Annotated in this window: 19 protein-coding genes and 1 pseudogene; 7 read left to right on the top strand and 13 right to left on the bottom strand. The window is 24.0% G+C overall.

The features are described from left to right. Window positions 1-229 precede the first annotated feature (229 nt). The 3 genes from D9V75_RS01770 (at window position 230) to D9V75_RS01760 (ending at window position 5,698) form a co-directional block, all read left to right on the top strand. On the top strand, window positions 230-1,732 hold the full coding sequence (locus tag D9V75_RS01770; protein ID WP_158344063.1) for a leucyl aminopeptidase: 1,503 nt from the start codon (window positions 230-232) through the stop codon (window positions 1,730-1,732). Between the two features lie 78 nt (window positions 1,733-1,810). After that, window positions 1,811-4,681 (top strand): valine--tRNA ligase, encoded by a 2,871-nt coding sequence (locus D9V75_RS01765; RefSeq protein ID WP_158343659.1) that lies wholly within the window; start codon window positions 1,811-1,813, stop codon window positions 4,679-4,681. Between the two features lie 72 nt (window positions 4,682-4,753). After that, the gene (locus D9V75_RS01760) at window positions 4,754-5,698 is read left to right on the top strand and encodes a rhodanese-related sulfurtransferase (protein WP_158343657.1); all 945 of its coding nucleotides are present in this window, start codon (window positions 4,754-4,756) and stop codon (window positions 5,696-5,698) included. A gap of 149 nt (window positions 5,699-5,847) precedes the next feature. Here the strand turns inward: D9V75_RS01760 and D9V75_RS01755 are convergent, their stop codons facing one another. Next, window positions 5,848-7,638, bottom strand: a complete 1,791-nt coding sequence (locus D9V75_RS01755; protein ID WP_158343655.1) for an ATP-binding cassette domain-containing protein — start codon at window positions 7,636-7,638, stop codon at window positions 5,848-5,850. A 575-nt stretch (window positions 7,639-8,213) separates the two neighbouring features. Next, window positions 8,214-9,223, bottom strand: a pseudogene (gene pyrD, locus D9V75_RS01745) (quinone-dependent dihydroorotate dehydrogenase). Between the two features lie 177 nt (window positions 9,224-9,400). Here pyrD and pncB point away from each other — a divergent pair. The 3 genes from pncB (at window position 9,401) to D9V75_RS01730 (ending at window position 13,495) form a co-directional block, all read left to right on the top strand. Then, complete coding sequence (gene pncB / locus D9V75_RS01740; protein WP_158344059.1) at window positions 9,401-10,597, top strand: nicotinate phosphoribosyltransferase; 1,197 nt, start codon at window positions 9,401-9,403, stop codon at window positions 10,595-10,597. A gap of 233 nt (window positions 10,598-10,830) precedes the next feature. Continuing rightward, window positions 10,831-12,231 (top strand): asparagine--tRNA ligase, encoded by a 1,401-nt coding sequence (asnS, locus tag D9V75_RS01735; RefSeq protein WP_158343653.1) that lies wholly within the window; start codon window positions 10,831-10,833, stop codon window positions 12,229-12,231. 130 nt (window positions 12,232-12,361) lie between these two features. After that, entirely contained in the window at window positions 12,362-13,495 is a 1,134-nt protein-coding gene (locus D9V75_RS01730) for a porin (protein ID WP_158343652.1), read from the top strand. Between the two features lie 479 nt (window positions 13,496-13,974). Here D9V75_RS01730 and D9V75_RS01725 read toward each other — a convergent pair whose 3' ends face one another. From D9V75_RS01725 to rluC, 10 genes are all read right to left on the bottom strand, one after another. Further along, window positions 13,975-14,319 carry a histidine triad nucleotide-binding protein gene (locus D9V75_RS01725; protein WP_158343650.1) on the bottom strand — a complete coding sequence of 115 codons (345 nt, stop codon included), beginning with the start codon at window positions 14,317-14,319 and terminating at the stop codon, window positions 13,975-13,977. A gap of 56 nt (window positions 14,320-14,375) precedes the next feature. Then, a complete protein-coding gene (gene ptsG / locus D9V75_RS01720) occupies window positions 14,376-15,806 on the bottom strand; it encodes a PTS glucose transporter subunit IIBC (protein WP_158343648.1) in 1,431 nt (476 codons plus the stop codon). 243 nt (window positions 15,807-16,049) lie between these two features. Continuing rightward, window positions 16,050-16,826: a TatD family hydrolase gene (locus D9V75_RS01715; RefSeq protein ID WP_158343646.1), complete on the bottom strand. Its 777-nt coding sequence runs from the start codon at window positions 16,824-16,826 to the stop codon at window positions 16,050-16,052. A 14-nt stretch (window positions 16,827-16,840) separates the two neighbouring features. Beyond that, on the bottom strand, window positions 16,841-17,818 hold the full coding sequence (locus D9V75_RS01710; protein ID WP_158343644.1) for a DNA polymerase III subunit delta' C-terminal domain-containing protein: 978 nt from the start codon (window positions 17,816-17,818) through the stop codon (window positions 16,841-16,843). Next, window positions 17,815-18,453, bottom strand: coding sequence for a dTMP kinase (tmk, locus tag D9V75_RS01705; RefSeq protein WP_158343642.1), 639 nt, complete (start codon window positions 18,451-18,453; stop codon window positions 17,815-17,817). Before tmk ends, D9V75_RS01710 begins: the two co-directional genes overlap by 4 nt. 58 nt (window positions 18,454-18,511) lie before the next feature. Beyond that, on the bottom strand, window positions 18,512-18,751 hold the full coding sequence (acpP, locus tag D9V75_RS01700) for an acyl carrier protein (RefSeq protein WP_158343640.1): 240 nt from the start codon (window positions 18,749-18,751) through the stop codon (window positions 18,512-18,514). A gap of 68 nt (window positions 18,752-18,819) precedes the next feature. Then, the gene (gene fabG / locus D9V75_RS01695; RefSeq protein ID WP_158343638.1) at window positions 18,820-19,554 is read right to left on the bottom strand and encodes a 3-oxoacyl-[acyl-carrier-protein] reductase; all 735 of its coding nucleotides are present in this window, start codon (window positions 19,552-19,554) and stop codon (window positions 18,820-18,822) included. A 5-nt stretch (window positions 19,555-19,559) separates the two neighbouring features. After that, window positions 19,560-20,495 (bottom strand): ACP S-malonyltransferase, encoded by a 936-nt coding sequence (gene fabD / locus D9V75_RS01690; RefSeq protein WP_158343636.1) that lies wholly within the window; start codon window positions 20,493-20,495, stop codon window positions 19,560-19,562. Window positions 20,496-20,793: 298 nt separating this feature from the next. Further along, window positions 20,794-20,958, bottom strand: a complete 165-nt coding sequence (gene rpmF / locus D9V75_RS01685) for a 50S ribosomal protein L32 (protein WP_158343634.1) — start codon at window positions 20,956-20,958, stop codon at window positions 20,794-20,796. A gap of 158 nt (window positions 20,959-21,116) precedes the next feature. Further along, entirely contained in the window at window positions 21,117-22,061 is a 945-nt protein-coding gene (gene rluC, locus D9V75_RS01680) for a 23S rRNA pseudouridine(955/2504/2580) synthase RluC (RefSeq protein ID WP_158343632.1), read from the bottom strand. Between the two features lie 281 nt (window positions 22,062-22,342). Here rluC and rne point away from each other — a divergent pair, with 281 nt between their 5' ends. Continuing rightward, the gene (rne, locus tag D9V75_RS01675; RefSeq protein ID WP_158343630.1) at window positions 22,343-25,201 is read left to right on the top strand and encodes a ribonuclease E; all 2,859 of its coding nucleotides are present in this window, start codon (window positions 22,343-22,345) and stop codon (window positions 25,199-25,201) included. Between the two features lie 129 nt (window positions 25,202-25,330). On the opposite strand, the gene D9V75_RS01670 is transcribed toward rne, so the two are convergent. Next, window positions 25,331-26,953 (bottom strand): FlgK family flagellar hook-associated protein, encoded by a 1,623-nt coding sequence (locus D9V75_RS01670; protein ID WP_158343628.1) that lies wholly within the window; start codon window positions 26,951-26,953, stop codon window positions 25,331-25,333. Window positions 26,954-26,983: the final 30 nt, after the last annotated feature.

Genomic DNA, 26,983 nt, shown 5'->3' with positions numbered 1-26,983 from the left:
AATAAAATAGAAGTGAATTTTAACAATATTGATACAAGTACATTACTTTTCATTAAATTAAATTTTTTTAACTTTTTATAATAAAATTATATTTTTATTTTATTTCAAGTAAAAATTTAACTATGTTAGTAATTAATTTCTTTATTATAATTAATTATCATATTTTAATAAATATTTTTTTGTATTAAAATAATGAATATAAATATAAATTTTAAGAAGATTTCAAATGATAAATTTTTGTATAAAACATCATAGTTTGGATGACAATCAATCTGATTGTATAATAGTTGGTATATTTGAGAATAAAATTCTTTCTTGTTCTGCTAAAAAACTCGATACAAAAAGTAATGGTTATATTATGAATTTATTAGAATCAGGCGATATTTCAGGAAAAATTGGTCATACACTTTTAATTTATAATATTCCTAATGTTACAGTAAAGAGAATTTTATTAGTCGGTTGTGGTGGAGTAGATTTAATTAATAAACATGAATTTAAAAAAATACTAAAACATATGGTAAAAGCGTTAAAAAACACTGTTATTAAGAAAGCTGTGTGTTGTTTATCTGAATTAAATATCAAAAAAAATAACATATATTGGACTGTTAGAATAATAATTAATTCTATAACAGAATCTTTATATAAAACTTTTAAGTTAGGAAATACATTAAAAGAATTTGATAATCTTAATGAAATAATATTAAGTATATCAAATAAAAATGATGTCAATTTATCGAATGTTGCTTTACAACATGGATTAGCAATTAGTAAAAGCGTTGAAGCTGCAAAAAAAATGAGTAATTTGCCTCCTAATATTTGTAATCCATTATATTTATTTTTACAATCTAAGAAATTAGAATCAAAGTACAAAAATAATATTGTTGTTGAAAGTGTTAATAGTAAAGAAATGTCAAATTTAGGAATGAATGCTTATGTAGCTGTTGGAAAAGGGTCTAAAAATAAACCATTAATGTCTATAATTAAATATTCTGCAGCAAATTTCAATGAAAATAAACCAATTGCTTTAGTCGGAAAAGGATTAACTTTTGATTCTGGAGGAATATCTATAAAATCTTCTGAAAAAATGAATGAAATGAAATATGATATGTGCGGCGCTGCAGCTGTGTACGGTTGTATTTTAATGGCTGCAAAATTAAAATTACCATTAACAATAATAGGTTTTTTAGCAGGTTGCGAAAACATGCTTAGTAGTAAATCTTTTAGACCCGGAGACATATTAAAAACTATGTCAGGTCAAACAGTGGAAATATTAAATACTGATGCTGAAGGTCGTTTAGTTTTATGTGATGTTTTAACATATTTGAATCGTTTTTCTCCTTTAACGGTCATTGATATTGCCACTTTAACTGGAGCTTGCGTTACCGCTTTAGGAGACTGCGCTAGTGGTCTTTTTAGCAACGACGATTCTCTTGCTGATGAGTTGAATAATGCTGCAAATCAAACCGATGACAAAATATGGAGATTACCTTTATTTTCAGAATATCAAAAATCATTACACTCCAACTTTGCAGATTTTTCAAATGTAGGTGATGGGAAAGCAGGTGCTATTACTGCCGCTTGTTTTCTTTCTCGTTTCACTCAAAATTATAGTTGGGCTCATTTGGATATTGCTGGAACTGCATGGAAATCTAGTAAAAATGCTGAAGCAACAGGTCGTCCTGTTGAATTGTTGTGTCAATTTTTGTTAAATCGATCAAATTATATTAATTAATTTATATTAATTAAATTTTTTAAACATTTTTTAAAATTTTAAAATATAACTTCACTTATAAAAATACAGTTAAATCTAATGGAAAAAATTTATAATCCTCAAGATATTGAGAAAAAAATATATGATTTTTGGGAAACAAACGGATTTTTTAAACCTAATAACAATTCAAGTAAACCTGCTTTTTGCATTATGATGCCTCCTCCTAATATCACAGGAAGTTTGCATATGGGGCATGCGTTTCAACAAACAATCATGGATATATTAATTCGTTATAATAGAATGAAAGGATACAATACACTTTGGCAAGTTGGTACTGATCATGCCGGTATAGCTACCCAAATTTTAGTTGAAAATCAAATATATTTAGAAGAAAATAAAACTAAAAAAAATTTTACAAGAGACGAGTTTATAAAAAAAATATGGAATTGGAAGAAGAAATCTAATAGTGTTGTTACAGAACAAATGAGACGTTTAGGGAATTCTGTTGATTGGGATCGCGAAAAATTTACTTTGGATCCTGATATTTCAATTGCTGTAAAAAAAGCTTTTATAGTTTTATACAAAAATAACTTTATTTATAGAAAAAAAAGATTAGTACATTGGGATTCAAAATTAGAAACAGTTATTTCTGATCTCGAAGTTGATCATAGATTAATGAAAGGAAAAAAATGGTTTATTCGATATCCAATTTTAAATAAATATAGTTCAATTAATAGCAATCAATATTTAGTTGTTGCAACAACTAGACCTGAGACATTGCTTGGAGATACAGCAATAGCTGTAAATCCAAAAGACAAAAAGTACAGTTGTTTTATTGGTCAATCAGTTATTGTTCCTGTAATTAACAGAATAATCCCTATTATTTCAGATAAATATGCTGATATTCACAAAGGAACTGGCTGTGTAAAAATTACTCCTGCTCATGATTTTAATGATTATCGAGTAGGACGTAGTCATAAATTGCCTATGATTAATATTTTTACTTTTAGTGGTCGAATTAAATGTAAATCTGAGATTTATGATTATAAAGGAAAAGAATGTGATTTTTACAGTTCATTTATTCCTTTAAAATTTCAAAAATTAGATATTTTGTCTGCACGGTTAGAAATTATTAAAGAAATTACAAAACTTAAATTTTTAGAGAAAATTGAAGAATGTCATATAACAATGCCTTATAATGATAGAAGCGGAGTTGTTATTAATCCAATGCTTACTGATCAATGGTATTTAAAAACTTCAGAATTAGCCAAAACAGCTGTAGATGCTGTAAAAAACGGATCTATTCAATTTATCCCAAAAAAATACGAAAGCATGTACTTTTCTTGGATGGAAAACATTGAAGATTGGTGTATTTCTCGTCAATTATGGTGGGGTCATCGTATTCCTGCATGGTATGATGATCAAAAAAATACATATGTTGGAAAAAATGAAAAAGAAATACGTGAAGAATACTCTATATCAAAAAAAATAAAATTAATTCAAGATAAAGATGTTTTAGATACTTGGTTTTCTTCTGGATTATGGACTTTTTCTACTTTAGGATGGCCTAAAAAGACTAAATTTCTTAAAACTTTTCATTCTACCAATGTTTTAGTAAGCGGATTTGATATTATTTTTTTTTGGATTGCTCGAATGATCATGCTAACAATGTATTTTGTTAAAGATAAAAACGGACATCCTGAAGTTCCTTTCAAACATGTTTTTATAACTGGATTAATTCGAGATGAAGAAGGTCAAAAAATGTCAAAATCGAAAGGAAACGTTATTGATCCGATAGATATGATAGATGGAATTTCACTAAAAGATTTAATTAAAAAAAGAACAAGTAGTTTAATGAAACCGAGTACATTAAACAAAATTCGAAAAGATACTATAAAACAATTTCCTATGGGAATAGAAGCGACTGGTACAGATGCACTGCGTTTTACTTTTTCATCTCTTTCTTCAAATACTCGTGATATTCATTGGGATATGAGTAGATTAAAAGGATATCGAAATTTTTGTAATAAACTATGGAATGCCAGCAGATTTGTTTTAATAAACACAAAAAATCATATATTTAATAAATATTGTATAAAAGAAAATATGTTTTTTTGGAATCAATGGATATTAGTAGAGTTTAACGAGACGGTTAAGTCGTATCGAGAATCTTTAGATTCGTATCGTTTTGATAGTGCATCAAATATTTTATATAATTTTATATGGAATATATTTTGTGATTGGTACATAGAATTTGTAAAAGTTATTATTAAAACTGGAACTTTTAAAGAAGTTTATTCTACTAAAAATATTTTGTTATATATTTTAGAATCTCTTTTAAAATTAGCTCATCCTATTATTCCTTTTATTACTGAAACTATTTGGAAAAATTTAAAGTTAAATCAAAATTATAAAGAAAAAACGATTATGTTAGAATTATTTCCAGAATATAACCATCAATTTTCTAATCAAAATGTTCTTTCTAATATGAATTGGATTATTAAAGTTATTATTTTTTTGAGAAATATTCGAATTAATATGAAAATTCATCCTTATACGCTACTACCTTTATTTATAAGAAACATTTCAATTGAAAAAAAAATTATTATTGAAGCAAACTTAAGTTTTTTTAAAAAAATAGCTTTTTTAAAGAGCATTGTTATTGAATCTAATAAAGATGATGAATTATTATCCATAAAAAAAACAATTGATGATATTGAAATTATTATACCAATACTGAATATAGTAGATAAAAAAATTGAGTTAATACGTTTAAAAAAAGAAATTAAAAAAACAGAATTGAATTTGATTAGAACTAAAAATAAGATAAATAATCTAGATTTTTTAAAATTTGCTCCTAAAAAAATAGTGGATCAAGAAAAAATTAAATTAATTAATTTAAATCAATTGCATTTGAAATTGTCTCAACAAATAAAAATTTTTTCTAATTTATTAAAATCAAAATTGTAATTTCTTAATTTTATGACAAATTAAGATACATATTTCTTATTCATTCTCATTTTTTAGCATTAAAGGTATTTTATGTTAATTAAAATTAATACTTTTTCTAAAAAAGAACTAAAAAAGCGTCTTTTAATTGAAAAAGAACCACGATTTACACTTTCTTTTTATAAGTATTTTTTTGTCAAAAGTCCAATTAAATTTAGAGACAAAATTTATGAAAATTTTAATAAATATAATGTTTTAGGAAGAGTTTACATAGCTAAAGAAGGCATTAATGCACAAATGAGTGTGCCAGTTAAATTATATAAATGTTGGAAAAAATTTTTATATCAAAGTCATTTACAATTAAATAATTTATATATTAATAAATCATTAGATCATAATAAATTATCATTTTGGAATCTTTGTGTAAAAATTAAAAAAACAATTGTTGCAGATGGTATTAAAAAAATGCGGTTTAATCCAAATCATGTTGGTATTTATTTAAATTCTAAAGAGACAAATTCAATGATTAATGATAATGAATCAATATTTGTTGATATGAGGAATTCTTATGAATATGCAATAGGTCATTTTCCGAAAGCAATAGAAATAAAGAGCAGTACTTTTCGTGATCAATTAAAAATTGTAGTAAAAATGATGAATTATGCCAAAAATAAAAAGATTGTAATGTATTGCACAGGTGGAATTAGATGTGAAAAAGCAACATCTTGGATGATTTTTAATGGATTTAAATATATTTATCATTTAAAAGGAGGAATTATTGGTTATGTAAATAATGCTAAAAAAAATAATTTACCTATTCTTTTTCAAGGAAGCAACTTTGTGTTTGATGGAAGAATGAAAGAAAAGGTATCAAATAATATAATATCTTTTTGTAAGCAATGTAAAAAATCTTCGGATACTTATATTAATTGCAGATATAATAGGTGTCATTTACTATTTATTCAGTGCAAAAAATGTGCAATATTTTTTAAAAATTGCTGTTCTATAGACTGTATGAAAAAATTATTAAAAGTTTAATATTAAAATATTTTTTATTTTTAAATTTTTTCAAATAGAATATTAATTAAAAATTAAAACAAGAGATTTATATTTTAATCTATATAAGAGATAAAATATAGATGTTTTATTTTTCTTAACGAATTTTGATACTTATAAATTTCTATTTTTTAAATCAAACTTTCTAAATGTTCCCAGTAGTTCAATTGATTATCCAATTCCTTTTCTGATTCATTCAGTAATTTTAAAACTATTAGTCTTTCTTTTAATTCTTTTTCAAAAAAATCAGATGCATTTGATTCAAATTGTAATTGTTTAATTTTATTTTCTATTTTTTTAATTTTGTTTATAGTTTTGTGCAGTTCTTTTTGAAAATGAGATTTATTTTGTTTTTTTATCTTTACATTGTTCTCTATTTTTTTAATTTTTGATTTAAATTTTTTATTCTGATATTCTTCAAAGTTATAATTTCCGATGTGAACATCGATGAATCCATTTTTTTTAAAAATCCAATATTTATTAACTGTATTTTTTATAAATTCTCGGTCATGACTCACTATTAAAATAGTTCCAGAATAATTAGTTATAATTTTTTCTAGTAATTGAAGAGTGTCTAAATCTAAATCATTTGTAGGTTCGTCGAGGATTAAAACATTACTTGGTTGTAAAAATAAACGAGCTAACAACAATCTATTACGCTCTCCTCCAGATAGTGTTTTTACTAAAGATCTTAATTTATTAGGATTAAAAAGAAAATTTTTTAAATATCCAAACAAATGTTGTTCTTTTCCTTCTATTATGCATTTTTCTTTTCCAAAGTTTATATTGTCTATAATAGATTTATTAGGATCTAAAACTGATCTATTTTGATCAAAATATGAAATTTTTAATTCTGAACCTGTATATATTTTTCCAATTTCAGGTTGAATTTGTCCTAAAATCATTTTTAAAATAGTGGTTTTACCACACCCATTATTTCCAATTAATCCTATTTTATCACCATTTTTTATTATTTCTGAGAAATTCTTTACTACTACCGTATTGTGCATATTATAACTAATATTTTTTATATTAAAAATAATTTTATTAGAATGGGTTTTAATTTGATTAATTTTAATATTACTTAATTTTTCAATCTTTTTATAGTTTAATTTTTTTTTTCTAAGCTCTATAAGATTTTTAATTCGTCCTTCATTTCGAGTAGTTCTTGCTTTTATGCCTTTTCTAATCCATTTTTCTTCTTTTTCTAGATTATAATCAAATAATTTTTTATGTGTTTCTTCGATTCGATAACTTTCTTTTTTTAATTTTACAAAATTAAAATAATCGCCTTCCCAAGAAATTAATTTTCCACGATCTAAATCAATAATACGAGTCGAGATATTTTGAATAAAAGATCTATCATGAGAAACAAAAAGTATACTTCCATGAAACTTTATTAAAAATTTTTCAAGCCATTTTACAGATTTAATATCTAAATGATTTGTAGGCTCATCAAGCAATAGTAAGTCAGGTTCTCCTACTAAAACATAACCTAAGCAAGCTATTCTTAACAATCCTCCAGAAAGTTGAGATAGTAAATCATATTTATTAAGTTTAATTTTGTTAATTATAGTTTCTATTTTTGTATTTTCATATATGTGTTTTTCATACTGATTTTCTATTTTTTTATATGATTTTTTATTTTCTATTCCTTTTTTGATGAAATTGTACACAGATATATTGAGATTTGTAGGGTTGAATTGGTTTAAACATCCAATTGTTATATTTTTTTTATATATAACTTGACCAAGGTCTAAATCTTGTTTTTTTTTAATTACTTTTAATAAAGTAGATTTTCCAGTTCCATTTTTTCCAATTAAACAAATTCTTTCATTGTTATGGATACAAAGCATTGCATTTTTTAAAATTTCTAAATTTCCAAAAGACAAACAGGCATTTTGAACATTAACAAGAAACATAAATTTTTTGATACCTTTTTTATGATGTATGTTTAATTATTAAGGATTGATAAATATTAATTCATTATACTGTGTTCACTTTTCGTTATTATATAAATATAATTTAACCTTTTAGAGTGTTTAAGTTAATAATAAAATTATATAAAAATTAAACAAAATTTGTGCTATTTTTTTTGAATTATAAATAAAAATGTTATTAATTAATTAATTTTTTAAAAATATATTACAGTATTTACAATATTTATTGTGTTTGATTTATTATGTCAATTAATATTTATATTGTATTCAAATAAATAAAAATTTTTATTTTTTATGTTTTATTTGCAAAATTATCTTTTTATAGATAAATTAATGTTTTTTAGTATGGTTAGTAGTATTTTGTAACTATTAAATTTATTATAATTACTGAATCTATTTTTCATATGTTTAATTAGTTTTTATTGTATGTTATTGTTAAGAAAAATAAATTATTTTTTGAAACTGAAATGAGCTTTTTAAAATTTGTATAGAAAATATTTGACATCAAATATCTTTGAACTATTTTAATTAAATAATTATTGATATAATTTATTTTTTTATAAACTTTTAATAATTTTTCTGATAAGATTTGGTCCATGATATATTAATCCAGAATAGATTTGTATTAAAGAAGCCCCTTCTTTAATTTTTTCTTTCGCTGAAGATATAGAATTAATACCTCCCACTCCAATAATAGGAATTGTTTTTGGTAAATTTTTTGACAATATTGAAATTATTTTTGTGCTTTTTTTTTGTAATGGTAATCCGCTTAATCCTCCTTTTTGAGAGCTATTTTTTAATTCATCTACTAAAGAATGATTTAAAGTTGTATTAGTAGCAATCACTGCATCTATTTCATATTGAATAAATTTATTTGAAATATGGATCAGTTCTTTAATTGATAAATCTGGAGAAATCTTAACAGCTATAGGAACATATTTAAAGTAGAGCATGCTCATTTTTTTTTGTTTTTTTTTATTTTTTTTAATAGATTTTCAAATAATACACCATATTGTAATTTTCTTAAGTCAATTGTGTTTGGTGATGAAATATTAATAACAATATAACTAGCATATAAGTATATTTTTTCAATGCATATTAAATAATCATTTATTGCATTTTCAATAGAAGTTTGATAGTTCTTTCCTATATTCACACCAAGTATTCCTGTGAATTTAGATTTTTTTATATTTTTTATAAGATTATCTATACCAAGATTATTAAATCCCATTCTATTAATTATAGCTTCCATTGATACCAATCTAAATATTCTAGGCTTTGAATTTCCTTTTTGAGGTAATGGTGTAACAGTTCCGACTTCGATAAAACCAAATCCTATTTTTGATAAAGAATTTATATATTCTCCATTTTTATCTATTCCTGCAGCTAAACCCAGTCTATTTTTAAAAGTTAGACCCATGCATTTTATTTTTTTTTGAGGAAGAGGTCTAAAAAAAAATAGTTTTAATATTTGAGCATATTTAGAAGAAAAACATTTTAACGTTAGTAAATGAGATTTTTCAGGATCGATTAGAAATAAAAGTTTACGAAATAAATAATAAAACATTATAATTCCTTTAGTAAGTTGATATAAATTAAATTTACAATATTTTTTTGTTTTTTATAGCATTATATCTTTATTAATATTTCAGAATGATTGCTTATGTTTTGTGACTCATACAAGCAATTATTTAGTTTTTTATTATATACAAAAGAAGAGTACAATAAAAAAATAAAACATATCATGAAACGATATAACTATCCAATAGTAAAAACATTGCTTGATACTGATGCATATAAATTACATATGCAACAAGCTGTATTTTATAATTATCAAAATGTTACTGTAGTAGCTGAACTTATTTGTAGAGGAAACGATTTTTTAGGTTGTTATTCTAACGTTTTATTAGATCAAATAAACATGATGAGATCTTTGTCTCTCAGTGATGAAGAATACATATATATAGCTTCTTTACCTTTTTTTAAAAAAGAATATTTACATTGGTTAAAAAAATTTCGTTATAATGTATCACAAGTAGAAGTAAATAACTATCAAGGTCGATTATGTATTCGCATTACTGGTTTATGGAAAGAAGTAATTTTATGGGAAGTTCCTATTTTATCATTAATCAGTGAAGTTGTTCATAGAAATCGATCTCCAAATGTCACTTCTAAAACAGCATTAAATTACTTAGATAATAAATTAATGAAATTTTTTAAAAAAACTCAGAATTTAGATCTATCTTTTCTAAAAATTGTTGATTTTGGTACAAGAAGAAGATTTTCTTACAATGTACATTATTCAATTATTAAGCGATTAAAAGAAAAATTTTCATTTTTAATTGGTTCAAGTAATTATCATATAGCTCGTATACTGAATTTATTGCCAGTAGGAACTCAATCTCACGAGTGGTTTCAAGCGCATCAGCAGATTAGTAACGATTTAAAAAGCAGTCAAGTATTAGCATTAAAAACATGGTTACATCAATATAAGAATTATTTAGGTATTGCTTTAACAGACTGCATTACTATGGATTCTTTTTTAAACGATTTTAATTTATATTTTTCTCAATCTTATCAAGGAATGCGACATGATTCAGGAGATCCCATTATATGGGGAGAAAAAGCAATTAAACATTATGAATCTTTAGGAATCGATCCTTTTACAAAAACATTATTATTTTCAGATAATTTAGATTTTAACAAAATTATATTTCTTTATAAAAAATTTAGTACCAGAATAAACGTTGTATTTGGAATAGGAACAAAATTAACATGCGATATTCCACGTATTCAACCATTAAATATTGTAATAAAATTAGTAAAGTGTAATGGAAAACCTGTAGCTAAAATATCAGACAGTCCTGGTAAAACATTTAGTTTAGACCAAGATTTTATTAAATCTTTACGAAAAGCATTTAATTTAGATTTAATAAAATAATATAATAAGAAATTTATTTAAAAAATAAGCAATTACTAGAATTTTAAATTAAAATATTTAGAGTATCTAAATTTAATTACATGTTTTATTTTAACGGTTGAAGTTGATATTAAGATATACTTTATTTTGAAAAATAAAATTTTTTTCTAAGTTTCATCAAAATTTTGAATTATACTAGTAGAATTGTTAAATTCTAAAATTATTTAAGTAAAAAGATGAAAAAGGAAAAACATATGAATAAAGTATTAATATCAAATATTTATAAAAATAATTTTGAAATAAACAGTATTATAACCGTATGTGGATGGGTTAGAAGTCGAAGAACTTCAAAATCTGGTTTCTCTTTTATTTCAGTATACGATGGTTCTTGCTTTCATTCTATACAAGTTATTGCAAATAATGTGTTATCTAATTATTATGAAGAAATATTAAATTTAACAATTGGATGTTCTGTTGTAATTACTGGAAACCTTACTTTATCAGTTGGAAGTCAACAAAAGTATGAAATTAAAGCAAAAAAAATTAAAATATTAGGTTGGATTAAAAATCCAGATACTTATCCAGTGTCTGCAAAAAAACACAGTTTAGAGTATTTAAGAGAAGTAGCTCATTTAAGATCCAGAACTAACTTATTTGGATCAATAGTTCGAATCAGAAACAGTGTATTACATTCATTACATAATTTTTTTTATAAAAATAATTATTATTGGATTCCAACTCCTATCATTACTGGATTGAATGCAGAAGGCGCTGGAGAAATGTTTCGTATTTCTACATTAGATATTAATTGTTTGCCAAAAAATAATAATGGTTTTGTTGATTTTAAAAAAGATTTTTTTGGTCAAGAATCTTTTTTAACTGTTTCTGGTCAGTTAAATTTAGAGACATATGCTTGCGCTTTATCTCAGGTGTATACTTTAGGTCCTACGTTTCGAGCAGAAAATTCTAATACTAGTAGACATTTATCAGAATTTTGGATGTTGGAAGTTGAATCAGCATTCTCAAATTTAAATGACATTTTAGATTTTTCTGAAATGATGTTGAAATGTATATTTCAATTTGTTTTAGATAATTGCGTTTCAGATATTGATTTTTTAAAAAAAAATATTGATTCAAATATATTTAATCGAATTGAAAAGTTATTATTACTGGATTTTATACGTATTGATTATACAGAAGCTATAAAAATATTAAAAAATATTGAATATAATTTTAAAAATCCTATTTTTTTTGGAGCTAATCTTTCTTCTGAACATGAACGATATCTTGTGGAAAAGTACTTTAAAATGCCAGTGATAATAACAAATTACCCTAAAGAGCTTAAAGCATTTTATATGAGATTAAATAACGACAATGAAACTGTTGCATCGATGGATTTGTTACTTCCTGGAATTGGAGAATTAATTGGTGGATCACAGAGAGAAGAACGAATTTTAATTTTAGATAAACGTTTGTTAGAATTAGGGTTAAAAAAAGAAGATTATTGGTGGTACAGAGATCTTCGAAATTACGGAACAGTCCTGCATTCAGGTTTTGGAATGGGTTTTGAAAGATTAATCTCTTATATAACTGGAGTTTCAAATATAAGAGATATAATTCCATTTCCTCGTACTGTTAATAGTGCTAAGTTTTAAAAAAGATGTTTTATTTTAGAAAATAATTTTTTATCGTACTCAGATAAAAAGTCAGTAATAATTTTTTTCTATAACAAAATATAATTAATATTCGTTTAAATTGCATTTAATAATAAGGCAGCATAAAATTATGATAAATCGTCATTCATTAGCAGTTGCAATACCAATATTGCTAGCTACTAGCACAGTAAGCGCTTTAGATATTTTTAATAAACATGGTAATAAATTAGAAGTATATGGGAGAATTAACCCTAATCATGAATTTTCAAATTCTTCTTTATCAACTAGTATTGAATCCAAAGATGATCATTCAAACGCTGTTTTAGGGTTGTCAGGGTTTTTAAAAATTACAAATAAACTTTCCAGTTACGCAAAGCTTGAATATAATACTCATTTATTTTTGCCAGAAAACTCAGAACATCAAAAAACAAACGCTATACGCTTGGGTTATGCTGGATTTAAATATGGTAACTGGGGTTCAATAGATTATGGTCGTAATTATGGCGTGATGCATGAAGTGGAGGAATTAACTAATCATACTTCATATACTAATAAATCCAAAATTTTTGTAAATAATGATAACTATATGATAGGAAGGAATAACAGTCTTTTAACTTATCGAAATAATAGTTTTTTTGGTTTATCTGATAATTTAAGTTTTGTATTACAATATCAAGATTCAAATACACATCGATCATCAGATGCAAAGAAAGGTTCAGGCTGGGGAGCATCTGTTAAATATAAAACTAATTTAGGTTTTACTGCTATAGGTTCTTGTTTTTCTTCAAAACAACCTAAATTATTACAAAATAATGAAGTGAAATTAAAAAATGCGGATGTTCATGCATATGGATTAGGCTTCAAATATGATGCTAATGATATTTATATTGCCGCTTTTTATGGATCAGGATATAATTTAAATGATATTGATTACGTCGATAATAGTCAAAATTCTAATGTAGAAAAAAACTTTAATCAAACTCAAAGTATTGAAGCTATTGCAGAATATGACTTTCATTCTGGATTTCATCCTTCTTTAAGCTATTCAGACTCTACTTTAGAAAATTTTAATACTCAAGACAAGTCATTGTCTTCTAACAAACAGTTAACAAAAGAAATTAGTATTAATACTCGTTATGAATTTAATAAAAATATTTCTACATATGTGAATTATAGAATTAACTTGTTAAAAAATGATGTTGATCAATCCGAAAAAAAACCTACAGATAACATTATTGGAGCTGGCGTGGTTTATCAATTTTAATATTTTAAAACAATAAAATTTATTGATTTAAATTTTTTCTCATTATTCATGAAAATGTAAAAATAATTTAATTTTGTAATAAAAAATCTAAATCTTTCTACTGATTTGTATAGTAAAATTTACTCATCATGTAATACATTAAAAAATAAGTATTTTTATACTATAAATTTTTCAGTAGAAAGAAATAATATTTAAGTTATAGTGATATTTTTAGATGATGTATTTATATAAAAACTATTATTTTTTTAAATTTTATTAAATTGTATTTTAAATAAAAATTTTAGAAAAAAGTTTAAGTAATTTTTAATAAAAAATTTTTTTGAATAAGTATTAATTTTACTTTTTAAAAATAAATAGATTTTTATCTTATAAAAAACAGTTTTATAAACAATACTTTATATAATTATATCAAAATATTGAATTTAATACTTTTTTACAATAAACTCTTTAATTCAAAAAATATTTTTTAATTTAACATTTTAATTCAAAGGATTAAGTTTTTTACCTCCTAATAGATGCATGTGAAGATAATTTATTTCTTGACCAGCATGTTCGTTACAGTTAATAATTATTCTATACCCTTTCTCACTAATATTATTTTTTTTAGCAATTTGAATAGAAGTGTATAACATATGTGTTATAATATTTTTATTATTCGTATTGATTTCGTTTAAAGATTTGATAAATGTGTTTGGTATAATCAATATGTGTATTGGCGCTTTTGGTTTTATATCTTTAAAAGCAGTAACTATTTTATCTTGATATACAATATTTGCTGGTATTTTCCCATGAATAATTTTTGTAAAGATTAAACTATTTTCCATATTAAAAAATTTCCTAATTTTTGGGATCTGTAAAAAGATTTTAAAACAATTTTATATTACTTTTTTATGTATCGATCTATTTCAGTTTTTATATTTTCTGATTTTGTTCCAAATACAATTTGAACTCCGGATCCAGATATAAATACACCTGCAGCACCAAGTTCTTTGAGATTTTTTTTGTGAACTTTTGATACTTCTGAAACAGTAATTCTTAATCTAGTAATACATGCATCTAAATTTTTGATGTTATTTTTCCCACCTAAAGCTTTAACAATATATGGAGCTATTTCAATATTATTTTTTACTAAAACATTTTTTTTGTTTTCTTCTCTTCCAGGTGTTTTTAAATTCAGATATGTAATTAATAAATAAAATATTATATAATATAAAATTGAATAAATTATTCCTACTATAGGAAATAAAAGAATATTATTGCTGTTTCCGCTTAATACTATAAAATCTATAAATCCATGTGAAAAGCTCGTTCCTGCTCTCATATTTAAGAAAATACATAAAGGAAAAGATAATCCAGCTAAAATTGCATGTATAACATATAATATAGGAGCTACAAGTATAAAAGAAAATTCAATTGGCTCTGTGATTCCTGTCAAAAAAGCAGTTAATGCAGCAGACAACATAATGCTGCCTATTTTCTTTTTATGTTCTTTTTTGGAAGTATGCCAAATAGCTAACGCAGCACCAGGAAGACCGTACATTTTAAATATAAATCCTCCCGATAAATTACCAGCAGTTATGTCTCCTGCCATATATCTTGCAATATCTCCATGAAAAACTTGACCTACAGCATTTCTGTATTCTCCAATTTGCATTTGAAATGGAACATTCCATATATGATGCAATCCAAATGGTACTAATGCTCTTTCAACTAATCCATAAAGGCCAAAAGCAAAAATAGGATTTTGATAAGCAGCCCATTCAGAAAAAATTTGAATATGTCTTCCAATAGGAGGCCAAGTAATAGATAATATTAAACCTGCAATTATTGATAATAATCCAGAAATAATAGGAACAAATCTTTTTCCAGCAAAAAAACCTAAATATTCTGGTAGTTGAATTCGATAAAATTTATTAAACATGCATGCTGAAATCGTTCCGGCAATAATGCCTCCTAATATTCCAGTATCGGAAAGATGTTGATCTTGAATTCTACTAATAGTTGTATGTAAAATTATTGGCTCAACTACGGATAAAGTTTCAATTAAAATTCCATATGCTACCACTGCCGCTAGAGCTGCTACACCATCATTCTTAGTAAATCCAAGAGCAACTCCAATTGCAAAAATTAATGGCATATTGGAAAAAACAGAGCCCCCTGTTTGAGCCATGATTTGAGACATAATATCTGGTAAAAAATTAAAATGCGCAGATCCTACTCCAAGAAGTATTCCTGCAATGGGTAAGACAGAAACTGGCAACATAAGTGATTTACCAATTTTTTGAAGATTTGAAAACATATGATTAAACATATTTTAAAAACTCCTGACTATCAATAAACTATAAAAAATAGTTGTAAACAATTTTAATTTAATTTTTTATAATCAATAAATTTGTAAAAATTTTGTGCATGATACTTTAAAAAAAGTATGTTTAATAAAATTTTAAAGAAATTATTTTTTATTTAAAAAAAATTATTAAAAATATAAAATTAAACAATTTTTAATGCTTTTTATTATTATAAAAAATGTGATTTGTAATTTACATTACATGATTTAATATGTATTAAACAGTTTATAAAAGTTTTTTGTTGTGATATACGAGAGAGTTTTTAAATCTATTTTTTTTAATTCAGCAATTTTGTTAGCTATATTTAGTAAATATGCAGGTTGATTTTCTTTCCCTCTATACGGGACAGGTGATAAATATGGTGAATCTGTTTCAATTAATAAATATTCTAATGGTATTTTTTTTACTACTTCGCGTAATAATGTAGAATTTTTAAAAGTAATGACACCAGAAAAAGATATATAAAAACCCATATTTAATAATTGAAAAGCCGCATCATGATCTTCAGTGAAAGAATGAACAACTCCTGTGCAGTATTTTGAATTTTCTTCTTTTAAAATTTTTATAATATCATTTATAGAGTTACGTGTATGTATTATAATTGGTTTTTTAAGTTTAATAGCAATTTTAATATGTTCTCTAAAAAATTTTTTTTGAAGTTTTTTGGTTTCAGTAGAATAATAATAATCTAAACCAGTTTCACCTAACGCTATAACATTTTTTTTATGAGATAATTTTTCTAATATGTTTAAATCATTAATTTCTTTATGACAATTCAAAGGATGAATGCCGCAGGAAAATAAAATAGATTTATATGATTTAAGCAATTTTATACTTGAATAAAAATTTTTAATGGAAGTAGTCACAGATAGCATCTTTTTAACATGATTTTCATCTGATTTTTTTAATACATCTTGTACATTTTTATGCAGTTTACTGTAATTTAGCTGATCAATATGGCAATGAGAGTCAATAAAAAACATAATTTTTATCTCTTTTAATTAAAATTTAAAGTATTTTCCCATTTTATAAGTTGTTCTATTAATAATAATTGATGATTAATTGAAGGTATTTTTAATAATCTATATTTACATTTAATCCAAATATGAATGCTATAATCTAAAATTTTATATGCATAACGAGAAAAAAAAATAATTAATTCCATTTGATCAAAATTAATTAAATAATTTTTTATATTTAAATTATATTTAATAGCATCAAATAATAATAAACATATCCAATCAATTTTATTTATAAAATTTTTTTTATAAAATTTAGGTAAAATATTCAGTAAATTCTTGTTTTTAACAGAATTTAATAAATCTTTAAAAAAACAAATTCTATTTTTCCATATATCTCCATGAATAAATTTTTTAGCAGATACTGGTGATCCTTGATTTAATCGGAGTGCAATTAAATGTGATTCACTTTTTTGCAAAGCTTGTTCTTTTAACCAAAATAAGCTATTTTTCTCTAGGGGAGCAAATAAATTATATATAAGACATCGACTATTTAATGTAGAATATAAATTTTTACTATTATAATTTACAAGAAAAAACCACGTATTTTTTGGGGGTTCTTCTAACGTTTTTAAGAACGCATTAGTTGCTGATTCCGTTAATTTTTGAGTATTTGTAATAATTATCACTTTATTTTGGTTTTGTTGTGAAGACTTGAATATTTTATCATTAATTTTTCTTATACAATCAATTTCAATTTTATCATTTTTTTTGTGAGATAAATAATGCCAGTCGGGATGATTTTGAGCGGACATTAAATTACATCCGTGACAATTATTGCAAAAATATATTGTATTAGGTTTTAAACATAGCAACCATTTACTAATAAACCAAATTAATCTAAAAACACCTATTCCTTTCTGAGTTTTTATTAAAACAGAATGATGTGCTTTTTTCGTGATATGCTGATGAATAATATTTTTGTAAGGTTCTTTTAACCAAGGGTATAATTTCATAAAAATTGTTTTTTTAACCAATTTGATATTTTTTCTTCTATTTTTTGAGTGACTTCAGACATTTTTAAATTAGCATTAATTTTAATGCTATTTTTATCTAATTTTAAATTTTTTAAATAACTTTTTCTTGTTTTTTCGAAAAAATTAAAAGATCTTTTTTCTATTTGATCTAATTTTTTTCGATTTAAAGCTCTTCTTAAACCGATTTTAGGGTAAACATCTAGATAAATAGTTAAATCCGGTACAAATTTTCCGAACAATAAATGTTTAAGTTTTTTTATTAATTTTTCATTTATGCCTAATCCTCCTCCTTGATACGCCAAAGACGATAAGTCATGACGATCAGAAATCACCCAAATGCCATTTTTTAATGCAGGTTGTATAATTTTTTTTACTAGTTGCATTCTCGCTGCATACATCAATAGCAACTCCGTTTCTTTAATTAAGTTTTCATTGCAAAATTTGTTTTTTACTAATTTTCTAATTTTTTCTGAAATAGGAGTGCCGCCTGGTTGACGAACTAATATAATGTTTTTAATATTATATTTTTTTAAACTATTTTTAACACAAATACAAGCATTAGATTTACCTGCCCCTTCAAGTCCTTCAATTACAATAAATTTATTTTTAATCATTATTTTTTATTTTTTTATGAATAGATCAGTCTTTTTTATATTAAAAAACAAAAATATTTTAATGTTTGTGATAATTAACAACATAATCAATTGATTTTTGTACAGTATTAATTTTTTCAGCTTCTTCATCTGAGATTTCAATATTAAATTCATCTTCTATTGCCATAATTAATTCTACTGTATCAAGAGAATCTGCTCCAAGATCTTCAGTAAAAGAAGCATTGTTTATAATATCTTCTTGTTTTATGTCTAGTTTTTCTGAGATTATTTTTTTAATTTTATTTTCAATTTTTTTCATTTTTTATTTCTTATTAATATATTTTGTATAAAATTTTTTTAATTTAGTTATTTTACAGGAATAATTTATTACGCCATATGCATTCCTCCATTAACGTGCAATATATGTCCGGTAATATACGAAGCCTTCTCAGAAGACAAAAAAACTACAGCATCAGCTATTTCTTTTGTAGTTCCTAATCTTTTCATAGGAATATTAGATAAATATTTTTTATACTGATTTGAATTTATATTTTTGATTAAATTAGTTTTTATGAATCCAGGAGCAACAATATTAACAGTGATTCCTTTAGAAGCTACTTCTAGTGCAAGTGATTTATGAAATCCTATAATTCCTGATTTAGAAGCGCTATAATTTGATTGACCTTTATTTCCTGTGTTGCCAATCACAGATCCAATAGTGATAATTCTTCCTTGTTTTTTTTTTATCATGGAACTAATTACAGATTTAGATGTGTAAAATACTGAAGTTAAATTAATTTTTATTACATTTTCCCATTCTTTTTCATTCATTTTTATTAGTAAATTATCTGAAGTAATTCCTGCATTGTTAATCAGTATATCAATATAATTACGTTTTTTATATATTTGTTGAATTGTGGGAATAATAGAATCAATGTCTCTTAAATCTAATAACAAACCAAATCCATTTTTTTTTAAATAATTATTAATTTTATGCACTCCGGATAAGGTAGTAGATGTACCAATTACTTTAATTCCTTTTTTTACTAATTGTTTCGAAATTGCTTTTCCTATGCCTTGATTGGCGCCTGTTATGAGTGCAGTTTTTTTTATAATATTCATAGATTTTAATTAATTTTTTTGAAAGCTTTCATAAAACTGTTTAAAGTATTAGTATTTAATGAAACAATATTTTTATGATTTTTATTTAAATTAGTTAGTATTTTATTTGGTCCAACTTCTAACATAATAATTTTTTTTTTATTTTGCATGAATTCTATAATTTCTTTCCATCTTACAACACTGTAAAGTTGTCTAATAAGTGCATTTTTAATTTTTTTTTCAGTTTTTTCGCATTTGACATCAACATTATTAATAACTGATATTTTTGGTGGATGGATTTTGATTATTTTTAGTATTTTTTCAAATTTTTTAGCGATTGGCTTCATTAGTTTACAATGAGCAGGAACGTTAACAATTAAATTTAATATGCTTTTAGCTCCGTATTCTTTACAATATAAACCTGCTTTATAAACAGCTTTTTTATCTCCTGAAATAACAATTTGATCTTTAGAGTTAATACTTGCTAAAGATGCAGTTTCATAATTAGAGGCCATTAGACATGCTTTTTTAACTTTTTTTTCATCTAATCCAATAATTGCTTGCATTAAAGAGGGCCGATTCATCACATTTTTTTGCATAATTTTACCTCTTAAATGTACAATTTTTAATGCATCTGAAAAATTTATGGAATCAGCACAAACTAGAGCTGAATATTCTCCTAAACTGTGTCCTGACATAAAAAACGGATTCTTTCCGTTTTGATGTCTCCAAAGTCGATAAAGTGCGACAGATGAAGTCAGAATAATAGGTTGAGTATACTGACTTTCATTTATTTTACAATTTGGTCCTTCTTGAATTATTTTTAACAGATTAAATTGAATGTAGTGAGACGCTTCATCAAAAGTTTTTGTTAAAATACTATTATTTTTTTTAAAAAAAGAAGACAACATTCCTGTATATTGAGATCCTTGACCTGGAAATAACATTGCAAATAAAGTCACTACGATCACCTTATTTAATATATTTAAAATATTTACAAATATTTTTTTAAATTTTTTCTTATAAAATACTTTAAATTTTAAGATATTATTTATCTTTATAATTCACAAAAATTGTTAAAGATGACATTTTAATTAAAGATTAATATTTGGAGACATGTATAAATCATAAGATAGATAATATTATTAAATATTAGAACTATACTTAAAAAAAATCTTCTATTTTTAAAAAATAAATTTTATAATGTTTTTATAAAAATGATGTTTTATTTTTAGGTAAACCACCATTTTTATTAAATTTTTAGATAACTTTTTTCCCTTTATAATACCCATTAGCAGTAATATGGTGTCGAATATGAGTTTCTCCTGAAAATTTGTCTATTGACAATGTTGGATTCAATAAAAAATCATGAGATCTTCTCATTCCTCTTTTTGAGCGAGTTGGTTTATTTTTTTGAACAGCCATTCTAATATTTCTCTTTATAGTATTAAAGTTAACAGTACATGCATGAATTATAATGCACAATGTGCAATTATGTTATCTAAAAGAAGATAAGTTTTGAAAAAACATTTTATTTTTTTTGTTGGATATACAACATTTAAATATATCAATGATGTAAAAAATTATGTAAGAGAATTCAAATAATTCGTAAAAATTGAATCTAATGGTGCGTTTATATAAATTTTATTTCCATTTTTTGGATGATTAAAATTAATTCTAGAAGCATGAAGCAAAAGTCTATTATTCTGTTTTGTTTCTTTTATTTTAATATCTAACTGATTATCACCGTATCGTTTATCAAATAATATTGGATGTCCTGCATATAAAGCATGTGCTCTAATTTGATGTGTGCGACCAGTTTTAGGATTAATTAAAAGCAGAGTTGTTAAGGAATATTTTTTTTTTACTTGAAAATGTGTTTCTGAAAATTTTCCGGTTTGATTAATCAACATTTTCATTTTTTTGTTTTTTGATTTAATTTTTAACAAAGGTGCTGAAATTTTTTTCAGATGAGATGGCCATGAACCATGTACTAATGCGATATATTCTTTTTTGATTTTTTTTTCCCTTATCTGCTTATGAAGCAATGCTAAAGATGTTCGTTTTTTAGCCAGCATTAAAATACCAGATGTATCGCGGTCAATACGGTGGACTAATTCAAGATATTTATCTAGTGGACGCATTTTTCTAAAATACTCTATAACTCCATATTTTAATCCACTTCCACCATGAGCTGCTATGCCAGAAGGTTTATTAATTATTAATAAATGTTTATCTTCATATAAAATACTTTTTGACAAATTATTAGTGTCATTTTTACAAAAAATATTATTTTTTTTATTATCTGAAACGTATATTGATGGAATTTTTAATTCATCTCCTTTTTTTAATTTGTAATAAGGTTTTACTTTTTGCATGTTGATTCGAATTTTTCCTATTCTGATAATGCGATAAATCATGCTTTTAGGTAATTTTTTAAATTTTTTTAGAATAAAGTTGTCTAATCTTTGATTTATTGCATCTTCATTAATCGAAAAGATTGATGCAGGAAGTATTTTATTTGTCATTAAAAAAAATCTCTTTTTGTAAGGTAATTTTTTTAATTTTTTTTAATTATAATATAATTATGAATATATAAATATAAAAAATTAAATTTATTATTAAAAATTCATAAAATATGTATGCATATATTTTAAAAAAATTGTTTAAAATTTAATTTTTATTAAAAACTTTTTTTATTCTAATTTTCAATAAAAGTTATAAAATAGTACAAATAAATCTGTTTTTAGTACATATTTCCTGTTGACGTATTTGCTTATTTATAAAGAATAAGAGAGAAAATGTTATAATGAAAAGAATGTTAATTAATGCAACTCAGCAGGAAGAGTTGCGTGTAGCTCTTGTTGACGGTCAACGTTTATATGACCTTGACATAGAAAATCTTGGATCAAAACAAAAAAAATCCAACATATATAAAGGAAAAATTGCTCGAATTGAACCTAGTCTAGAAGCTGCTTTTATAGACTATGGTGCTGAAAAACATGGATTTTTACCATTAAAAGAAATCTCTAAAAATTATTTCTCAATTCAGTCTTTAACTGATTCTCGCCTTCATATAAAAGATTTAATTAAAGAAGGCCAAGAGTTTATTGTTCAAATACACAAAGAAGAGAGAGGAACTAAAGGTGCATCATTAACTACTTTTATCAGTCTTGCAGGTAGTTATTTGGTATTGATGCCAAATAATCCAAATTCTGGAGGTATATCTAGAAGAATTGAAGGTAATGATAGATTAGAAATAAAAGAATTGTTGTTATCTTTAAAATTACCTGAATCTATGGGTTTAATCGTTCGTACTGCTGGTGTAGGAAAATCTATAAAATCTTTACAATGGGATTTATCTTTTAGACTTAAGCATTGGAACGCAATTCAAAAAATAGCTGATAGTCGACCAGCTCCATTTTTAATTCATCAAGAAAGTAATGTATTAGTTCGTTCTTTTAGAGATTACTTGCGCCCAGATATTGGTGAGATTTTAATAGATAATCCTAAAACGTTAGAATTAGCTCGAAAACATATTAGTTCTTTAGGTCGACCAGATTTTATTAACAAAATTAAATTGTATACAGGAGATATCCCTCTTTTTAGTTATTATCAAATTGAATCTCAAATAAATTCTGCTTTTCAAAGAGAAGTTAGATTGCCTTCAGGTGGTTCTATTATGATAGATGTCACAGAAGCTTTAACCGCTATTGATATTAATTCTTCTCGCTCTACTCGTGGAACAGATATCGAGGAAACAGCGTTTAATACTAATTTAGAAGCAGTGGATGAAATTTCTCGTCAACTAAGATTAAGAGATTTAGGAGGGTTGATAGTTATTGATTTTATAGATATGACAACGATTATGCACCAAAAATTTATTGAAAATAGATTACGTGAAATTACACGTGAAGATAGAGCTCGCATTCAAATTGGTCATATTTCTAAATTTGGTTTATTAGAAATGTCTAGACAAAGATTAAATTCGTCTTTAAGAGAATCCAGTCATCATGTTTGTCCTAGGTGCACAGGAACTGGTACAATTAGAGATAATGAATCTCTGTCTTTATCCATTTTGCGTTTAATCGAAGAAGAAGCTTTAAAAGAAAATACTTACGAAGTTCACGCCATTGTTCCTATAGAGATAGCCTGTTATTTATTAAATGAAAAAAGAGATGCAGTGCATGCAATTGAAAAACGTCAAGCCGGAGGAAAGACTATTATTGTACCAAATAAAAACATGAAGACTCCTCATTATTTTGTATCTAGAGTCAGAAGAGGAGAAGAAGTGAATGCTAGTAGCTATGAATTATCTGACGTTAAAAAAAATAAAACATCATATATTTTTAAAGAGGATGTTTTAGATAGTAAAAATAAAGATAAACCAGTTTTAAAGTATTTTAATGCATCTTGTTATAAAAAAAACACTAGTGATAAAACATCAAATTTATTTTCTAAGAAACAAAATTTTATACTTAAAATAATCAATTGGATAAAGAAATCTTTTTTAATAAAACATGTATTAATTAGAAATAGCATATTAAATCGAAATACGTTTAAGTATATGAAAAACATTGATGTCTCTACAGAAAAAAAATGTTTAATCAAGAAAAATCAAAAAAAAAATAATAAAATTACGTCATTTTTGTCAGATATTGAAAATAATGATAAAAAAAAATTAGTTTATAAAGATATAAAAAATCAAATTTCTATATCTTGCAAAAAAAAATTTAATTCTACAGCAATAGATAAAATTAAATTTGCTCCAAATCAATTGAAAAATGTTAACAATAAAAAAACAAATACACACCATGCATATAAAATTTTTACTGAAATAAGAAAAGAGAAAAAAATAGTATTATTAGATATGAAAAAACAAAATAGAAATGGTAAAAGCATGAATTTTTTTCATGAAAAAAGTGATAAAATAGAAAATTTAATTTCTTTAAAAAACACATCTTTATCTAAAAGTATAAAATATAATTTCCAAATCAGTGATCAATCGTTGCAAAGAGAAAAAAAAATAAATAATTTTGATTTACATCAAATTTATAATAATTTTTTTCTTGAAAAACCTTCAAGATTTATATTTTTTAGAGTTTTTTTATTAGAACTGGCTTTAGATAGAATTTGGATTAACAATTTTTCACACTTATCTAATAAAATAATTCAGTATAGAGAAAAAATAAATTTATCTTCCAATTGTAAAAATTTTTGCAACACTCGAAATAAAAAAATTTTTAAAACTCAAAAATTATTTAATAATTCGAAAAAAAAAGACAATATTAAGCTTGAATGTACCAATAAAGATAAAAAAATGAAAGTTGGAATTTCTTTATATAAAAAATCTTTAAAATATAAATACATTTCTTATGCGAGTGGCAAATTTCAAATTAAATTAATTTCTCAAAAAAAACACCAATTAAAAATATTTAAAAAAAATTTTATTTTTAATAAAAAATTTAGCATTAAAAATAAACAAAATAAGTCAAGCGCACCTATAACTAAAATTTCGGAAAAATTATTATTTAATCAAAAAAAATCTATTTATTCTAATCAAGAATCATTGATTAAATCAAAATTTATCATTAAAAATTCTGCAGGAGCTCATTCTGCTACAAATTGTTCTAATTCACCTGTTTCAAAACCGAAATTAAATTATTGATTTTTTAGTGAATTAGTAATATTAAAAAAATAAATAGTATATTGAGCATAAAATTATTAATGTGACATAAAAACTTACTTTTAAGTAAGTTTTTATGTTTAAAATTATTTTAAATACTTTTAATTCGATCTAACTATAGCATTCAACAATTTCATTAAAAATATCTTCAGCTACTTTTAAAACTCTAGAATTTGCTAGATAGCATTGTTGTTGATAATTTAAATTTTTACAGTCTTGCTCAAGATTTCTTGACATAGATAGTTTTTTATCATTCAATATATCAATCATTTTTTCTTTAAAAGGCAAATTTTCTTCAAGAAAGTTACACTGATAAGCTATTGATTTAGAAAAATTTTGATAAGATTCTTGAATAGTTTCTTTTTGGTCAACTATATGATCTTCATTAAAATTATGAGTAATTACAATATTCATATTGCTTTTGACTGTATCATCATTAAACGAAAATGGAGTATCTTTATCAATTAGTAAGTCTAATTTTTCTAAAGTATTTAAATATGGTTTAACTTCATAAAAATCTTTTTCATTAGGTTTTCCTTGTATTTTTAATTCGATACCATCAAAAGTAATAAATATGTTGTTATTTTCTTGTTTAATGTTTGCTGGAATAGCTTCGTGATCTAATAATCTTGTTACTGTCCAATTATTATTGTGAAAAAAAACTGCATAATTACTGTCTTTTGCAAATTTAAAAGACACCCATTTAGCAGAAACAACTGAAGAAGATGTATGTTTTGAATGAGATATGATTTGAGGTTCGCTAATACGAATCATTGGTTCACCAACATTTCCATATGAATCGAATCCTATTTGATGGTATAAATTAATACTGTCAGTAAAATTTACAGTTAATTGTCCAATTTTATTCCTAACATGTTCCAATTCTTCTCTTCTAAATCTTAATAATGCACCTAAAGAACCATTAGGAATCATGAATTCTGCTTTTTTTACTTTGCCTGCATTGTCATCAAAGTATCCTACACTGATATATTTAGAATCAGAATTAGATGTTAGCTCAATTAAATTTTGTTTTTTTTCATTATCTATAATGCATATTCCGTTATTTAAATATACTTTATAGTTAGAATTTTCTTTAATTACTGTAATACCAATAAGTTTGTTTAGTTCGTTTATAAAATGTTCTCTTTTTTTTATAAAATCTTCAACTCTACCAGGGAGTTGATAAATTGGAAAACAGCAGATATCTAAATTAGTTTCATGAATCTTATTAATTAATGAATTAACTTTTTTTATTTTATTTCCAATTTCTTGTTTAATCTCTTTTTCTAAAAAGATAAGTTTATTATCAAAATCTTGAAGTGAATCAATAATTTGATTTAGTTTTTCTTCTATATCTTTACCAATGACATTTTTTTTATTGAAAAGAAAATTATTTTTAATTTGTCCATATAATTCTTTTGCTAACACACTAAAAATATTTGATTTCTCACATAATAAATTTTCTAATTTTAACAATTGTTCAATTTTTGTTTCTTGACCTGTTACTTCTACACTAGTCTTTCTTGTTTCATCTATAATGAAATTATTATAATTATCATATATTTCTTTAATTTTTACTCCAGCGCTTAAATTAGATTCTTCTACAGTGTTTTCAATAAAAATACGTTTTTCTGGATTCACGTAATCTGGTTGATCAATTTTTTTAATAGTAGAATCTATCATCACTTTTATTGCATTGATTCCAGCAATAGCTGAGGTAAGTATAGAACTCATGTTCTTTCCTTTTTTAGAATTGTTGACTCT

Origin of the sequence: Buchnera aphidicola (Muscaphis stroyani), from assembly GCF_005080865.1 — a bacterium.
GTDB classification, from domain to species: Bacteria; Pseudomonadota; Gammaproteobacteria; order Enterobacterales; family Enterobacteriaceae; genus Buchnera; species Buchnera aphidicola_AG.
The sequence above is the reverse complement of the archived record's forward strand: the minus strand, read 5'-3'. Positions and strand labels throughout refer to the sequence as shown.

Excerpts from the sequence above, each read along its gene's own strand:
- D9V75_RS01765 (WP_158343659.1), top strand. The coding sequence starts at position 1,811 with ATGGAAAAAATTTATAATCCTCAAGATATTGAGAAAAAAATATATGAT.
- D9V75_RS01760 (WP_158343657.1), top strand. The coding sequence starts at position 4,754 with ATGTTAATTAAAATTAATACTTTTTCTAAAAAAGAACTAAAAAAGCGT.
- D9V75_RS01755 (WP_158343655.1), bottom strand. The coding sequence starts at position 7,638 with ATGTTTCTTGTTAATGTTCAAAATGCCTGTTTGTCTTTTGGAAATTTA.
- pncB (WP_158344059.1), top strand. The coding sequence starts at position 9,401 with ATGAAACGATATAACTATCCAATAGTAAAAACATTGCTTGATACTGAT.
- asnS (WP_158343653.1), top strand. The coding sequence starts at position 10,831 with ATGAATAAAGTATTAATATCAAATATTTATAAAAATAATTTTGAAATA.
- D9V75_RS01730 (WP_158343652.1), top strand. The coding sequence starts at position 12,362 with ATGATAAATCGTCATTCATTAGCAGTTGCAATACCAATATTGCTAGCT.
- D9V75_RS01725 (WP_158343650.1), bottom strand. The coding sequence starts at position 14,319 with ATGGAAAATAGTTTAATCTTTACAAAAATTATTCATGGGAAAATACCA.
- ptsG (WP_158343648.1), bottom strand. The coding sequence starts at position 15,806 with ATGTTTAATCATATGTTTTCAAATCTTCAAAAAATTGGTAAATCACTT.
- D9V75_RS01715 (WP_158343646.1), bottom strand. The coding sequence starts at position 16,826 with ATGTTTTTTATTGACTCTCATTGCCATATTGATCAGCTAAATTACAGT.
- D9V75_RS01710 (WP_158343644.1), bottom strand. The coding sequence starts at position 17,818 with ATGAAATTATACCCTTGGTTAAAAGAACCTTACAAAAATATTATTCAT.
- tmk (WP_158343642.1), bottom strand. The coding sequence starts at position 18,453 with ATGATTAAAAATAAATTTATTGTAATTGAAGGACTTGAAGGGGCAGGT.
- acpP (WP_158343640.1), bottom strand. The coding sequence starts at position 18,751 with ATGAAAAAAATTGAAAATAAAATTAAAAAAATAATCTCAGAAAAACTA.
- fabG (WP_158343638.1), bottom strand. The coding sequence starts at position 19,554 with ATGAATATTATAAAAAAAACTGCACTCATAACAGGCGCCAATCAAGGC.
- rpmF (WP_158343634.1), bottom strand. The coding sequence starts at position 20,958 with ATGGCTGTTCAAAAAAATAAACCAACTCGCTCAAAAAGAGGAATGAGA.
- rluC (WP_158343632.1), bottom strand. The coding sequence starts at position 22,061 with ATGACAAATAAAATACTTCCTGCATCAATCTTTTCGATTAATGAAGAT.
- rne (WP_158343630.1), top strand. The coding sequence starts at position 22,343 with ATGAAAAGAATGTTAATTAATGCAACTCAGCAGGAAGAGTTGCGTGTA.
- D9V75_RS01670 (WP_158343628.1), bottom strand. The coding sequence starts at position 26,953 with ATGAGTTCTATACTTACCTCAGCTATTGCTGGAATCAATGCAATAAAA.